Origin of the sequence: Rothia sp. HMSC061C12, assembly GCF_001815755.1 — a bacterium.
GTDB lineage: Bacteria > Actinomycetota > Actinomycetes > Actinomycetales > Micrococcaceae > Rothia > Rothia mucilaginosa.
On record NZ_KV821876.1, the window covers coordinates 7,215 to 22,550 of the forward strand.

Annotated in this window: 12 protein-coding genes and 2 tRNA genes; 13 read left to right on the top strand and 1 reads right to left on the bottom strand. The window is 60.5% G+C overall.

Features of this window, described 5'->3' with window-relative positions; translation table 11 throughout:
• Positions 1-148: 148 nt before the first annotated feature.
• The 6 genes from HMPREF3055_RS08260 to HMPREF3055_RS08285 all read left to right on the top strand — a co-directional run bounded on the left by HMPREF3055_RS08260 (position 149) and on the right by HMPREF3055_RS08285 (position 7,165).
• A tRNA-Asn gene (locus HMPREF3055_RS08260) sits at positions 149-221 on the top strand.
• 780 nt (positions 222-1,001) lie between these two features.
• Entirely contained in the window at positions 1,002-1,874 is an 873-nt protein-coding gene (locus tag HMPREF3055_RS08265) for a phage holin family protein (RefSeq protein ID WP_070738830.1), read from the top strand.
• 329 nt (positions 1,875-2,203) lie between these two features.
• Complete coding sequence (locus HMPREF3055_RS08270) at positions 2,204-3,409, top strand: glycosyltransferase (RefSeq protein WP_070738831.1); 1,206 nt, start codon at positions 2,204-2,206, stop codon at positions 3,407-3,409.
• A gap of 114 nt (positions 3,410-3,523) precedes the next feature.
• Positions 3,524-3,597 (top strand) — tRNA-Ile (locus HMPREF3055_RS08275).
• Between the two features lie 273 nt (positions 3,598-3,870).
• A complete protein-coding gene (locus HMPREF3055_RS08280; protein ID WP_070738832.1) occupies positions 3,871-4,950 on the top strand; it encodes a hypothetical protein in 1,080 nt (359 codons plus the stop codon).
• 1 nt (position 4,951) lies between these two features.
• On the top strand, positions 4,952-7,165 hold the full coding sequence (locus tag HMPREF3055_RS08285) for a flagellar motor protein (protein ID WP_070738833.1): 2,214 nt from the start codon (positions 4,952-4,954) through the stop codon (positions 7,163-7,165).
• Between the two features lie 125 nt (positions 7,166-7,290).
• Here the strand turns inward: HMPREF3055_RS08285 and HMPREF3055_RS08290 are convergent, their stop codons facing one another.
• Entirely contained in the window at positions 7,291-7,731 is a 441-nt protein-coding gene (locus tag HMPREF3055_RS08290) for a M23 family metallopeptidase (RefSeq protein ID WP_070738835.1), read from the bottom strand.
• Between the two features lie 762 nt (positions 7,732-8,493).
• On the opposite strand from HMPREF3055_RS08290, the gene rpsB reads away from it, so the two are divergent.
• The 7 genes from rpsB (at position 8,494) to dxr (ending at position 15,256) form a co-directional block, all read left to right on the top strand.
• Positions 8,494-9,291, top strand: a complete 798-nt coding sequence (gene rpsB, locus HMPREF3055_RS08295; RefSeq protein ID WP_005508818.1) for a 30S ribosomal protein S2 — start codon at positions 8,494-8,496, stop codon at positions 9,289-9,291.
• Between the two features lie 153 nt (positions 9,292-9,444).
• Positions 9,445-10,275, top strand: a complete 831-nt coding sequence (gene tsf / locus HMPREF3055_RS08300) for a translation elongation factor Ts (protein ID WP_070738834.1) — start codon at positions 9,445-9,447, stop codon at positions 10,273-10,275.
• A 195-nt stretch (positions 10,276-10,470) separates the two neighbouring features.
• Positions 10,471-11,214, top strand: a complete 744-nt coding sequence (pyrH, locus tag HMPREF3055_RS08305) for a UMP kinase (RefSeq protein ID WP_005507067.1) — start codon at positions 10,471-10,473, stop codon at positions 11,212-11,214.
• A gap of 295 nt (positions 11,215-11,509) precedes the next feature.
• Positions 11,510-12,067, top strand: a complete 558-nt coding sequence (frr, locus tag HMPREF3055_RS08310) for a ribosome recycling factor (protein ID WP_049350195.1) — start codon at positions 11,510-11,512, stop codon at positions 12,065-12,067.
• A gap of 6 nt (positions 12,068-12,073) precedes the next feature.
• Positions 12,074-12,982, top strand: a complete 909-nt coding sequence (locus HMPREF3055_RS08315) for a phosphatidate cytidylyltransferase (protein ID WP_049345688.1) — start codon at positions 12,074-12,076, stop codon at positions 12,980-12,982.
• A 188-nt stretch (positions 12,983-13,170) separates the two neighbouring features.
• On the top strand, positions 13,171-13,758 hold the full coding sequence (locus tag HMPREF3055_RS08320; protein ID WP_012903944.1) for a cell division protein DivIVA: 588 nt from the start codon (positions 13,171-13,173) through the stop codon (positions 13,756-13,758).
• A 172-nt stretch (positions 13,759-13,930) separates the two neighbouring features.
• Complete coding sequence (dxr, locus tag HMPREF3055_RS08325; protein ID WP_070691329.1) at positions 13,931-15,256, top strand: 1-deoxy-D-xylulose-5-phosphate reductoisomerase; 1,326 nt, start codon at positions 13,931-13,933, stop codon at positions 15,254-15,256.
• The last annotated feature ends 80 nt before the right edge of the window (positions 15,257-15,336 follow it).

Below are 15,336 nucleotides of genomic sequence, written 5' to 3' on the forward strand. Positions count from 1 at the left end.
GGGGGGGGGAGTAGCGCGGGTTAACCGGAGCCCAAGCTCCCAATCTAAAGAGTGATACACTTCACGCTATTTCGAGTTGCGGAGCCCAAACAGCCCCGGTATAGTTATTACTCGTTGCAAGGGAAACCAAACAACAAAAACAAAATAATCCCCCGTAGCTCAATTGGCAGAGCATTCGACTGTTAATCGAAGGGTTACTGGTTCGAGTCCAGTCGGGGGAGCAGATATAGCAAGAACCCCGGAACGAAGTTCCGGGGTTCTTGCTATATACGTTACTCTGGCTCGAACCAGTAACCACTCCACCCTTCGTGAGCGCTGGGGCGCTCCCTTCGGGCCCTCGGGCTTACGCCCTCGGCGGGGTTAACGGTTTTTACTTCCTCGCGCGCTCGGAAAATCTTCGCCTCGCTAGTTCGAGTCCAGTCGGAACGTTCTCTCCAAGTCATGAATCAGTAACCACTCCGCCATACGCAGGCGCTGGGGCGCTCCCTCCAGGTCCTCGGGCTTACGCCCTCGGCGGGGTTAACGGTTTTTACTTCCTCGCGCGCTCGGAAAATCTTCGCCTCGCTAGGCGAGTCCAGTCGGAACGTTCCCTCTAAGTCGTGAACCAGTAACCACTCCACCCTACGTGAGCGTTGGGGCGCTCCCTCCAGGCCCTCGGGCTTGCGCCCTTGGCGAGGCAAAGATGCCCCACCACGCAAAATTGTGAAGTCTAACGCGCAGAAAAGTTCCCCACCCCCACGCGCCACGCACCCACTCGGCGCGTAGCGGGGGAGCGGCGCATCGGCATCCTCTTACGCCTACTCCAGAGCAAATCTACAGGCGCAACCAAACCCAGAAAGCTACGCCTGCAGCTCAATGCAGCCTCCAGAAAGTCGAAAATACCTGAAGAGATAGCGCAAACCCCCACCCAAACGGTCACGCGGAGGTATCATAAGGGGCTAAACTATAGGAGGTGGAGTGCGAAAAAGAAGCCTCCAAAAACACGTCACGGAGAGGTGGTCATGACCACTACTACTAATCCCAAGGCACCTAAGCGTTTCTTTGCTGGCATCAGCGGGATTAAGTCCGGCGTCGCGAACATCATCGACGCTGGCAAAACCTTCAAGACCCTCGGACCCAGCCAGGTCAAGGACGAAATCCAGATTGCAAAGCAAGAGCTGAAGACCAAGGGCATCGCCGTTGGTAAGGGTGCGGCCTTCTTCGGCGTCGCAGCAGTCTTCGGTCTGTTCCTGATCATTGCGCTGGTCGCCGCAGCAATCCTCGGCCTCGGCACCGTCATGCCCTACTGGGCATCCGCGCTGATCTTCGCCCTCATCTTCCTCATCGTCCTGGCAATCTGCGCCCTGGTCGGTCTGAAGAAGGTCAAGGCACAGCTGCCGTTCAAGCCCGAATCCGCAATCTTCGGTCTGCTCTTCGACCTCGGCGTACTCAAGGAAGGTACCGCCATGTCCGCTGAGCGCCTGAAGAAGGAACAGGCAGAGCGTGCAGAGCAGAAGGCTAAGGAAGCTGAAGAAGCAGCAGAACGCGCACGTCAGGAAGCTGAAGAGCGCAAGGCACGCGGCGAGGAAGAGCCCAAGCCGCCGACCTTCGAAGAGCTCAAGCAGCGCACCGCAGAACGCCGCCAGCACCTGGCAGCCCTGCGCGACGACCTGCAGTCCTACACCGGCGACGTTCAGAACAACACCCAGCAGGCTCTGGACGCTCTCAAGGCAGTGCCCTCCGAGGTTGCCGCAGGTGCAGCAGCTACCGGCCGCGGCCTGGCAGAGAACGTGCGCAAGCCCGAGGTTCTGCAGGCACGCTGGAAGTCCTTCGCAGCACTGGGCGCATCCATTGCAACCGTCCTGCACTTCCTGAACCGCCTGGTACGCCGCTAAACCCGGTACACCATAAACCCAGTCGCCGCTAAAGCCGGCGCATAGGTTTAACGCCAAGCGTCCAAACGCCCCGATACTCGTATCGGGGCGTTTGTGCGTCTACAGGCAGGTTGCCGACTTCTGTCTCAACGTGAGGTTTAGAGGTAACTCCCAGCCAAAACCCTCCCTCTACGAGTCGGAGAAGGACGCAGCTCACAGGTAGAATAGACAAGTGCTGTACGTACTGGATCCACCCGGTGCACGCGGCAGACAGAGGTAGAAGCGGCGCGCCGTCGCACCCGAAACCCCCAAAGTCACCGACACACTACACCCCGATGAGGAGCCCCGTCATGGAACAGGCAAAGACGATTCTGATTGGCGCAGAAACCTACCCGCCGGACATCAACGGTGCAGCACAATTCGGTCACCGCCTCGCCACCTCCATGCTCAAGCGAGGCCACTCCGTGCATGTGGTCGCCGCCAGCCCCATCCCCGGCCCCAGCTACCGCACCGAAGTAGAGGGCGGCATCGTGGAGCACCGCCTGCGCTCGCACCTGCCCCCGACCCACGAGACGAACCGCATCTGCATCCCCTGGGAGATCTGGTCCGAGGTCGGCACAATCCTTGACGAGGTCCGCCCGGACGTGGTGCACGTGCAGTGCCACTACATTATTGGCCGTGCCCTCATCTTCCAGGCGAAGCGCCGCGGTATTCGCGTTATCGCAACGAACCACTTCATGCCGGCGAACCTTGACCCGTTCCTGCCTTTCCCCGCTCCCGTGAAGCGCGTGATTGAGAAGGTCACCTGGAAGGACATGCGTTTCTGCTTCTCCAAGACCGCGGTCGTTACCACCCCCACCCAGATTGGTGCGGATGCGATGCGCGACCTGGGCCATTTTGACCGCCCCGTCATGCCGGTTTCTAACGGTATTGAGATCAGCGACTACGAGCTGGCTGAGGGCGCTGACGCTGGCAAGGTTCCCGGTGAGCTGCGTATTGCCTTCGTGGGTCGCCTTGCCGAAGAGAAGAACGTGGATGTGCTCATCGAGGCGCTCTCCCTGCTGCCCGATACCCTCGAGCACGTGGTGCTGGATATCGCCGGTGGCGGTGAGCTGCGTGAGGCTCTCGAGCAGAAGGCACACGATTGCGGTGTGTCCGACCGCGTGATTTTCCGTGGCTTCGTTCCGGATGAGCATCTACCCGAGGTGTACCAGATGGCTGACGTGTTCTGCCAGCCCGGTACCGCCGAGCTGCAGTCCCTGGTTTCCCTGGAGGCGATGAGCGCCTCCACCCCCGTGGTGCTTGCGAACGCGCTGGCTCTGCCGCACCTGGTGGAGGATGGCGTGAACGGCTACCTCTTTGAACCCAATAACGCTCAGGATTTGGCGAAGAAGCTGGAGGCAGTGCTCTCCCTGCCCGCCGCTGAGCGTGAGCAGATGGGCCGCGAGTCCCGCCGCATCGTGGGCTTCCACAGCGCTGAGAACACCTGGCGCACCTTCGAGGAACTGTACGTGAGTGATGCTCCGTACCAGCGTTACCTGGATTCGCGCCGCTAAGCTTCTCTAGATTCTGAGCGTTGAGTATGAGAGAGCGTTTTTCGTTCTCAGTCGCCGTTCAGGTACTCTAGAGGATGGTGCTGGCGCCCATTGCGCGCCGTCACTGCACCGGATGGGGAGTTAGCTCAGCCGGTTAGAGCAGGGGACTCATAATCCCTTGGTCGCGGGTTCGAGCCCCGCACTCCCTACGGCCCCGCCCGTCGACTTCACCCACTTGTCGGCGGGCGGGGCTTTTTCGCACCCTCTTTTCGTGCTCTTTTGTCATGCTCTCGGAGGCGCGTATTTTCGTTCATGGAATGCATCAACGGTGATGAAAATGAGTAAATGACGAATGAAGACGCACCATAGCGTTCAATACGGTAGGGTTGAAGAGTCTTGTCACGAAAGACAGTGCGATGCCGCCGGTAGATGCCGATTCAGCCGGTAGGTGTTGCTTCCACACATCATACGAGAGGATCTCAATGTCGGAGAACACTCCCAACAACCCGTCGCAGGGTGCAGCCGGAGGCTACGGCTACGATGCCGGTGCACACCCCGCGCAGGATGCTTCGCTTCCGGGTCAGGCTGCTCAGCCGGGTAACGCAGCTCAGGCTGCTCAGCCGAGCCAGCCCGTGCAGTCGAGCCAGCAGGGTAATGCTGCTCAGCCTGCCGCGCCGGTAGCACCGCAGCAGCCCGTCCAGCCTCAGCAGGCGCCTCAGCCCGCTCAGGTAAACGCTAATGCACAGCCGAATGCTGAGGCTGAGGCAGCTCCCGCCCAGCCCGGTCAGCCTGCCGCCGCACCCCAGCTCGATGCACCTCAGCCAGGTGCCGCTCAGTCGGGTCAGCCCGGCCAGGCAACCTATGCGCCGAGCGCACCGCATCCGGCGGTGAAGGCGCTGGGTGCTACCTGGAACGCGTTCCTGGACGTTTTCTCCAGCAACCCGGCAACCGCGCACGCTCGTATCTCTTCCGCAGGTGCGTGGGGTTGGATCGTTCCCACGACTCTGCAGGCGCTGGTGGGTGCGTTCTTCTTCAGCCAGCTGGTAATTCTGGCTGCCACTGTCGCGATGTCCATGATGGGCTATATGTACGGTCGAGGCGGTGCCTACGGTGGCGCCTACGCCGCACAGGCTGTGCCGACCGGACGCATGATTCTGGCGTACGTGCTGATGGCTCTCGCCATCTTCGGTGTGCAGGTTCTGCGCGGTGTGCAGCTGCAACTGACCGCGCGTATCGGCAAGGCGCCGGCGTCCTTCACCGCGAGCATGCACGCGGTATCGGTGTCTTCGCTGGCGCTGATTCCTTCGTTCCTGGTGCTGAACCTGCTCGTGTTCTTCCTGACCCTCACCCGTAGCGGTGGTGGTGCGTTCTTCCTGACCATGCTCATAGTCCTGGTGCTTGCTTTCGCCGTGTTCTCGGGTGAGGCTCTCACCTATCTGGGTCTGAACCGTCTGGGCCGCTTCGCGAAGTCCCCGATTATCATGCACGCGGCGCTGAGCACCGCATGGGTTCTGGCGTCCATGGTCGTCTATTACGTGGCGATTCGCCTGATGGGAGCCTAGTATGCACGCGATGACTCACGCCCCGAGCGCGCCGACTCGTCAGCGCTGGATGTTCCTGGCGGTTCTGTTGACCATTGCCGCCCTGATTCTGAGCGCCTGCAGCGCAAAGATTGAGACCCAGCTGGGCCTTGAGAGCGCTGAGAAGGGTACCCGCACCATTCTGGTTTCCTTCAACATGAAGGATAACCAGGACAAGGTTAAGGGTGGAACCCAGGCACTGGATGCGTCCGTGCGTAAGCACCTGCCCGAGGGCCTGGAATACGGTGGTATTCAGTCTGAGGGTGACAAGGCACGTGCGACCTTCACCATTCCCTTCTCCTCTGTGGATGAGTACCGGACCAAGGTTGCTTCTATCCTGAAGGCTGCTGGTTCCAGTGCTACCCCGCAGATTAGCATCGTCAACTCTGACCAGGGTCTGGTGCAGGGTATTCAGGTGAAGGAAAACTTCAGCTCGAAAGACTTGCTGGACTGGCTCCCCGAAGCTCTTGTTGTTGATGGCGTTATTGAAACCTCCAACAAGAACAGCGTATTCAACAGCAGCAGTAGCGAAACCACTGTGAAGTTTGGCGAGAAGGAAGTAAAAAACTCTGGCGGCTCCACCATCTCTGCGAAGGACGTCCAGGACCGCGGCTTCAAGGCCGTATTCATGGACATCAACGAGAAGGACGGTGGTTACTCTGTTATGGTTTCCTTCTCCGCCAAGGAAATCATGAATAGCGAAACTTCCTCTGCAGTGGATGCCTACCTGAATCAGGTCAAGCCTGAAGGCGCCGAGCTGAAGAAGGGTCTGGACTCTTCTGAAGCGAGGGGTTACGCTCCTTCCGCATCGACTAGTGCAGCTAAGGAAGAAATTGGTCGCACCATGCTCTTCCAGGCTTCCTCCTCGCAGGACCTGAGCGATAAGCTCAAGAAGATTTTTGGCGCAAGCAGCACTGATTTGTCCTTCAGTCGTGAAGTAACCGAGAACGACGGATCTTTCAAGGTTGAGAAGACCATCTCGGGCACTCTGGATTGCTCCCTGCTGTGCTCTCCGGAAGGTCAGGGTATGACCCTTACGATGAAGGACAGCGAGGACCGTCGCTACGAACCTAACTACAGCCGACGCGATCGCAGCTCTTCTAGCTCGAACAATAGGATTCTTGCGATTAACCTTGTCTCTTCGCGAAACATTTCGATGAAGAGCATGAAGGTGGCTACCTCCCTGGGCCTGGACGGTTCCATGGAGGCACGTTTCCTCTACGCATTCCCGACCGAGGACGTTGCCGGCGCTGAGCAGAAGCTCAAGGACGTTTTCGCAGGCGGCAGCAATGACGAGACTGAGGTTCGTCAGGACGGCGACGCCACCATCGTGAGCGTGAAGGTTCGCGGTAAGGACCAGAACGAGTTCAACCAGCGCCTGAACGAGTACCTGCCCGATTCGAAGGTGACCGTCACCCGTCCCGGTGGCTACCACCCCTTCGGCTCCGACTACACCGTGACCCCTGAGATTAAGCTCTCTTCGAAGCTGGGTAGCTACTACTCGGCTCCCTTCGAGTTCACCTTCAAGGCGCCGACCTTCTCCTCGCTGGATCAGCAGAAGGTAGATGCCGCGAACAGCAGGGCAAACGGCGCCCATGTGCAGTTGACCGTGAACGGCGGCGAGTTGAGCGTCAAGACCGACCACGGCGTCAGCACCACCTCCGGTCTGACTGTTCCGGTGTCCGGTCTGAGCATGACCGACGTAATCGTGGATGCGGTTATTGTGGGTCTGCTGCTGCTCATCCTGGTTCTGCTCTTCCTGTTCCGCAAGAAGATTGCGGCGGCTCGCGCGAAGGGCCGTGAGCGTCGTGCCGCTTCGGCTGCGGCACTGGGCGCGGCGGCGGGTGTTGCGACCGGTTACGGCGCAACCCAGGCTGACGCACAGAACGGCTACCAGGCACAGGGCGGCTACGCTACTCAGAATGGTTATGCCGCTCAGTCCGGTTACCAGGCACAGGGGGGCTACCCGGCGCAGAACACCGCCTACGCTACGGGTGATGATTCGCCGACTCAGGTGTTCACCCCGCAGCACGGCGTGAACTACGGCGAGAACGAGCCGACCAAGGCAATGCCCGCGTATATCCCTCCGACTGAGCAGCCTGCACAGCCCGGTCAGACTGCTCAGCAGCCTGCACAGCCCAACCAGCCTGTACAGCCGAACCAGTTCGGTGCTGATGACGGTGACGTCCTCCAGTAAGTAGCTGCCTCTAGCACCTACGCTAGTGGGCACAACTTAGGCTGGCTCCTGTGGCCCGTTGCCTCCTTCGGGGGAGGTGACGGGCCACAGCTGTATCCGATACCTGCCTGTACTAGTACCCACCGCTAGTATCCGCCCGGCACGGGAAGCAAAATGCTCGGTTCCTTCGACCCCAGCAGGCTCATGGGGTTGATGTACTCGGCGGTCTTGCCGCTGCCGTCCCCGCGGGCGCCTCCCTGTCGTACACCCCAGTACAGGCAGGGGGTGGAGCATCGCCGGTAGGGGCGCTCGCTGTTGCCGCCCGCCGCGCCTGCGACGGTGCCGATGACATCACCGGCTGCAACCGTGGTGCCGACCGGTAGTGCTTCGTCCATGGGTTCGAAGGTGCTGCGCCGCCCATCCGGATGCGCAATGACCAGTACTTTGCGGTTGACGACCGTGCCGCTGAACACCACTTTTCCCGGTGCCGGTGCGTAGACGCGCCGGTCGTTCTCGGGTACGGCAAGGTCTACGCCGCGGTGCCCCGCGCTCCAGCGTTGGGCGGGCTTCTCAAAGGAGCGGATCACCCGCGGTCTGGATTCGGCGGTGGGGGAGCGGTAGCGTAGTCGGCTCGCGGTGAGCTCAACGGTGTGGGGAACGTGCGCGCTGCCGGGAACTTGTGCACTTGAGATGGCATCGTTAGTAAAACCAGCCCCGCCTGTAGGACTAATCCAGCCCGAATAACCCTGACTGCCCAAATAACCCTGACTGCCCGCGTAGCTCTGCCCACCCGTGTAGACCTGCCCACCCGTGTAGCCCTGCCCGCCCGCGCTCACAAGTGCACCCAGCAGGCAGCACGCCATCAGCATTGCGCGCCGTAGCGTTGTCGCTAATGTCTTCATGTTCTGCTTCATCTTCTGAGCACATCACGAATTGCCCCGCCCCGCGGCACCGCACGAAAAATTGTGGATAACCCCGCCGTTTTCGCCTTAAAATCCTTTATCCACAGTGCCCCTGCACACACCCGCCGCGCCTGCGCAGGTTTTAACCCTAATCCGGCGGATTAATCGCGGAATATACGGTACAATGTCGTAATGCAGTGTGCCTGCGCGGGTATTCTCCTTCTGTGAGGGGGTTCCGCACAGCTTCACTGACGACGCGCGGCGTGAGCGGCATCCTCAAACGGGGAGCCGATAAGGGACCTTCGGTCCACCCATACGGGGTGGTTAGGGCCTGAGCTGAACGGGTAACCGTGAACGCTAACCGCCGCCAGGAAAAACTGATAACTACTATGCGCGTGTTGGGCTAGCCCGAATGGGAGGTCCGCGCGGCACCACAAAGGAGACGACATGCCCGTCGTAACTATGCGTGAAATGCTGGACTCCGGCGTTCACTTCGGTCACCAGACCCGCCGTTGGAACCCCAAGATGAAGCGTTTCATCCTGACCGAGCGCAACGGCATCTACATCATCGACCTGCAGCAGTCCCTCGCCTTCATCGACAAGGCATACGAGGCTGTTAAGTCGACCGTCGCACACGGTGGCAACATCCTGTTCGTGGGTACCAAGAAGCAGGCTCAGGAAGTTATCGCTGAGCAGGCAACCCGCGTGAACATGCCCTACGTGAACCACCGCTGGCTCGGTGGTATGCTGACCAACTTCAGCACCATCTCCAAGAGCATCGAGCGCATGAAGGAACTCGAGCAGATTGACTTCGACGATGTAGCAGGTTCTCGCTACACCAAGAAGGAACTGCTCCTCATGCGTCGCGAGTTCGAGAAGCTCGAGAAGACCCTCGGCGGTATCCGTAACCTGTCCAAGGTTCCCTCCCTCCTGTGGGTTGTTGACACCAAGAAGGAGCACCTGGCAGTTAACGAGGCTCAGAAGCTGGGCATCCCCGTTGTTGCTATCCTCGACACCAACTGCGACCCCGACGAGGTTGCTTTCCCGATCCCCGGTAACGACGACGCTATCCGCTCCGTCAACCTGCTCACCCGCGTGATTGCTGACGCAGTGGCAGCCGGCCTGATCGAGCGCAACGCTAAGAAGAACGGCAAGGCTGAAGCAGCTGAGGAGCCCATGGCAGCTTGGGAGCGCGAGCTCCTGGAGCAGCACGAGGCTGCACAGGCTGAAGAGGCTGCTAAGTAAGCTTTCTTAGCCCACTAAGCTTTATGCTTTGTGGCCCCCGCCTGCGGGGACCACGTTCGGACGGCGCCCGCCCTGACCTGGGCGCGGCGCCGTCCGCCATTTGTACCACCGGGATGTCATCCCGATTTATTACAGCAACACAAGGAGTTCACAATGGCGAACTACACCGCAGCAGACATCAAGGCACTGCGCGAGAAGACCGGCGCAGGTATGCTCGACGTCAAGAAGGCTCTGGACGAGGCTAACGGCGACCAGCAGAAGGCTGCCGAGATCATCCGCGTTAAGGGTCTGAAGGGCATCACCAAGCGCGAGGGTCGCGCAACCGCTGAGGGCCTGGTAGCTGCACGCGTTGAGAACGGCGTTGGCTACATGATCGAGGTCAACTCTGAGACCGACTTCGTGGCAAAGTCCGACCCCTTCATCGCTTTCGGCCAGAACGTGCTCGAGGCTGCTATTGCTGCTAACGCTTCCACCCTGGAAGAGCTGCAGGCTGCATCCTACGAGGGCAAGACCGTTGAGGAGCTGACCACCGACGCTGGTGCACTGCTCGGCGAGAAGATCGTTGTCCGCCGCATTGCACGCGTTGAGGGTGAGCACGTTGCAGTGTACCTGCACAAGACCTCCAAGGACCTGCCGGCACAGGTTGGCGTTCTGCTGGCTGTCTCCGGTGAGAACACCGACGAGATCGCACACGACGTTGCAGTTCACATTGCTGCAATGAGCCCCAAGTACCTGGATTCCGAGTCCATCCCCGCAGACCAGATCGAGACCGAGAAGCGCGTTGCTCGCGAGACCGCAATCGCTGAGGGCAAGCCCGAGAAGATTCTGGACAAGATCGTTGAGGGTCGACTGAAGGGCTTCTTCAAGGAGAACACCCTGCTGGATCAGGACTTCGCGAAGGACTCCAAGAAGTCTGTTGCACAGGTTCTGTCCGAGGCTGGCGCAACCGCTACCGCGTTCGCACGTTTCCGCGTGGGCGCATAAGGACTCGCTGCAGTTCTGCCCTCCCGTATTGCGGGTTCCCGGTAAGGGAAATCGTATGAGGTTGGGATTATAGCCTGAAGCCGGGTAGTCACCACTGGTGGCTACCCGGCTTTGCTGTATCCTTGATAAGGACTAGGCGGCAGGAGTCCGCCCCAATCACCCACAACAATCCCTAGGTAAGCCACTGGAGGAACCATGACTGAAGCGAATCCCCGCCCGATGCACCGTGACGAAACCGGCCGCCGCCGCGTTTTGCTCAAGCTTTCCGGTGAGGTTTTTGGTGGCGGCGAAGTTGGTATTTCGACCGAGGTCGTGCGCAGCATCGCTAAGCAGATCGCCGCAACCGTTGGCGAAGTTGAGACCTCCATCGTGATTGGTGGCGGCAACTTCTTCCGCGGTGCTGAACTCTCTCAGGCGGGTATGGACCGCTCCCGTGCAGACTACATGGGTATGCTCGGTACCGTGATGAACTCCCTGGCTCTGCAGGACTTCCTGGAGCAGGAGGGTATTGACACCCGTGTTCAGTCGGCTATCACCATGCCGCAGGTTGCTGAGACTTACATTCCTCGCCGCGCGATTCGCCACATGCAGAAGGACCGCGTCGTGATCTTCGGTGCTGGTGCGGGTCTGCCCTACTTCTCTACCGACACTGTGGCTGCTCAGCGCGCCCTGGAAATCCACGCAGATGAGGTTCTGGTGGCTAAGAACGGTGTGGACGGCATCTACACTGCTGACCCGAACAAGGACCCCAACGCTGAGCGCCTGTACAACCTCACCTACGATGAGGCAATGCAGCGCAACATCCGCGTGCTGGATCAGACCGCGTTCTCCCTGTGCCGCGACAACAACGTGACTATGCGCGTGTTCGGCATGCAGGGTGAGGGCAACGTGACCCGCGCAATTCTGGGCGAGAAGATGGGTACCCTCGTTACTCGCTAACCCCTAAATTTTTAGGTTTGGGCGTACGGAACGCCCCCTCACACTGTGACCGTGCTCGATAGCGCGGACTTATTCTGGACGGTACCGCGCGGGTAAGCGCTAAAACTCGCTTATGCCCGCCGGTACCGTCTAGACTTATATCAAATACGACGTTCTGCCTCTTTCCCGTCGACTTCGCCTTATCCTTACGGTTTTCGCCTCGGATGCGCCGCGAACCGGTAGGGAACCGTGAGGGCTGAACGCGCACCCACCGACAATTCTGGTACCCCAGAATACCGACAAAGGAGATCCTTTCGTGATCGAAGAAATCCTTGCCGAAGCCGGCGAGAAGATGGAAAAGACCATCGAAGCAACCAAGACTGAGTTCGCTAAGGTCCGCACCGGTCGTGTGAACCCCGCAATCTTCAGCGGCCTGACCGCCGACTACTACGGTGCACCGACCCCGCTGCAGCAGCTGGTGTCCTTCAACGTTGAGGACGCACGTACCGTCAAGATCGTTCCCTTCGACGTGACCGCACTGGCAGCTATCGAGAAGGCTCTGCGTGACTCCGACCTGGGTGTTAACCCCAGCAACGACGGTGCAGCTATCCGCGTTGTCATGCCCGAAATGACCGCTGAGCGCCGTAAGGAATACACCAAGCTCGTCAACCACAAGGCTGAAGAGGCTCGTATCTCCATCCGTAACGTTCGCCGCCACGCTAAGACCGCTATCGACAAGCTGGTCAAGGACAGCGAAATCGGTGAAGACGAAGGCGCACGTGCTGAGAAGGAACTGGACGCACAGACCAAGAAGCACATCGACCAGGTCGACGCACTGTACAAGCACAAGGAAGCTGAACTGCTCGAGGTCTAAACCCTAATGAGTGCACGCAAAGAAGCGAAAGAAGAGAGAAGCGCGCCGCCTGCTCCACAGCCGAGCCCGCAGACCGCTGCAACGCCGGTCAAGTCGCGCAGCGCCAAAGCTGGCCGTAACCTGCCCGCCGCCATTAGTGTGGGTGTTGGTTTCGGCGTGCTATTGGTGCTGGGCCTGATTTACCAGCCGGTTTTTGTTGCGATCGCTACCGGCGCGGCAGCGTTGGGCGCCTGGGAAATTGGGCACGTGCTCAATACCCGCCGCGGCTACGGCATCCCGGAATACCTACTGGGTGCCCTGTCTGGCGCAATTGTGGTGGTGTCCTACCTGTTCGGTTTTACCGGGCTGGGCATCGCCCTGGCGGTGAGCCTGCTGGCGCTGTTGCTTTCTTCTGCTCTCGTGCGTGCTGACCGTCAGGTCTCACTGGGTAAGTCTTTGAGCGGTAGCGCCCTGGCTCTGCTGTGGGTGCCGCTGATGCTGGGTATTGCCATGGTCTACTTCCAGACGGACCACGGCGAGCGCGGTATCCTCATGATTCTGCTGATGGCCATCTGCAATGACACGTTCGGCTTCATTGCCGGCGTGAATTGGGGTAAGCACCCGATGGCGCCGAAGATTTCCCCGAAGAAAAGCTGGGAGGGCCTGGCTGGTTCCTTCGTCGGCTCGGCGGTTGTTGGCGCTATCGCCTTGGCGGTTATGGGTTCGCCCTGGTATTGGGCTATTCCGTTGGCGGCGGTCATGGTGGTCGCTTCGACTGCCGGTGACCTGGTCGAGTCCGTGTTCAAGCGCCGTATGGGTGTGAAGGACATGTCGAATATTCTGCCCGGTCACGGCGGCATGATGGATCGCCTGGATTCGATTCTTTTTGCTGCGGCGGCTGGTTGCCTGATTTTCCGGTTTATTATGCCGCTCTAAAGCTTCAAGCTTTATCGCTTATGGAGGCGGGGCGTTTCTTCCCACGAGTGGGGGAGGGGCGCCCCGCCTTTGCTGTATCCGTTGATGAGGGGTGTAAAAGGCTATATCTAAGACGCCGCCCGCCCACCTTGCACCAGGTAGCCTGCGCATTGGTATTCTTAAAGTTCAATCGTCGAGAGGAGCCTACCTTGGCAAGCACCACCCACGGAGGCGGATTTGCCCGTGCAGCAGAAACCGAACCCGGCTACAAGCGCAGTGAAGTAGACCGCCTGTTCACCCGCCTCGCCGAGGACTACGAGAAGCTCAGCGGAGCCGCCGAACTACCCGAAGACCTCTACACCTCCCGACGAATCCGCCAGGTCGTCTTCCGCGAAGAACCCGGCGGCTACCAGCTGGATGTGGTCGACCGCGCCCTCGAAAAGATTGAGGAACGCTTCGCCAAGCTCGAACGCAGCCGCTACATTGAGGCGTACGGCCTGGACAACTGGGAACGCTCCCTCGTAGAGACCGGCGAGCTGCTCGCAGGCCGCCTGGAACGCCCCGCCGGTGAGCGTTTCCGCCGCCCCAGCAAGCGCCGCCACATGGGCTACTTCGTCGGCGACGTGGACGCCATCTGCGACCGCGTGTACGCCCAGCTCAACAGCGAGGAGCCGCTGGACCCCTCCGTGGTGCGCCACGCAAAGTTCCGCCCCGCCTCGGGCACCGTCAGCTACGAGGAATCCCAGGTGGACGCCTTCCTGGACCGCTGCATTGAGCTGCTGCAGGACCTGCTCTAAAACGTGAAGTGTTGAATCCCCCGCCCCGTATGACAGGGTGGGGGATTCTTCTGCGCTGGGGTCTTCTAAGCTGGGGCTCATCTATGCTGGGGTTCATCTACGCTGGGCCTTCTAACGTGAGAGGCGGCGCCAGTACCCGAACGTACCCGCGAGCTCATGAGACACTAGAACCATGAAGTTTGGATCCTCAGCACGCGTCGGCGGCAACCGCGACCGCCTCACCGACGCCCTCACAGAACTCACCCGCGCACCGCAGCGCGTCACCCTCCTCGGCTCAACCGGCTCCATCGGCACCCAAGCCATGGAAGTCATCGACCACCTCGCCGCGCTCAAAGGCACCAGCGCCTCCGCCGCCGACGCACCGCTGAAGGTCGTCGCCCTCTCCGCAGGCTCCCGATCCCTCGAACTGCTCGCACGCCAGGCAGTGCACGTGCGCGCCGAACTGGTCGCCACCAGCGGCACCGCAGAAGACGCGCAGCGCCTACGTGAACTCATCGAGGCGGTAGCCTCCGAAGCAGGCGCCACCGGCTACACCCCGCAAATCGCCCACGGCGCCGAAGCATCCGTACAGGCCGCAGCACACCCGGCAGACACCGTCCTCAACGGCATCACCGGCTCCATCGGCCTGGAACCGACCCTCACCGCCCTCAACAGCGGCTACCGCGTGGCACTGGCAAACAAGGAATCCCTCATCGCAGGCGGCCCGCTTGTACGCGCCGCCGTCGACGCATCCCCCCTGAACACCCCCATGGTGCCCGTCGACTCCGAACACTCCGCCCTCGCGCAGGCGCTCGCCTCCGGAACCGACACAGAAATCGACCGACTCATCCTCACCGCATCGGGCGGCCCGTTCCGCGGCTACAAGCGTGAACAGCTGCACGACGTGACCCCCGCGCAGGCGCTTGCACACCCCACCTGGGACATGGGCCTGGTCGTCACCACCAACTCGGCAACCATGGTCAACAAGGCACTCGAAGTGCTTGAAGCGCACCACCTGTTCGGCGTGGACCTGGACCGTATTGACGTGGCGGTTCACCCGCAGTCCATCGTGCATTCCATGGTGCAGTTCGTGGACGGATCGACCATTGCGCAGGCGTCCCCGCCGAGCATGGTTCTGCCCATCGCGCTGGGTCTGACCTGGCCGCACCGCATTCCCGGCGCCGTGCCTGCTTGTGACTGGTCGAAGGCTGCATCCTGGACTTTTGAACCGCTGGACGAGGAAGCATTCCCCGCCGTGCGCATGATTAAGGACGCCGGTAAGGTCGGCGGCACGCACCCGGCAGTGTTCAACGCCGCCAATGAGGAAGCCGTCGCAGCATTCCACGCGGGCGCGATTCGCTTTACCGACATTGTCGACTCGGTGGCACGCGTGCTGGAGGAGCACACCGGCAGTGCTGAGGCTGTTTCTGACGCTGATTTGACGCTGGAGGCGGTGCTGAACGCGGAGCGTTGGGCTCGCGTTCGCGCGAATGAGCTGCTGGGCATGACCGGCAACTAACCGGTTCTGAGGCGGTATTCGCATTTCTATGGGATGGGGCGTGGAGGGGCTGGTGTTCGTCCTCGTTCCTACAGGGGCAC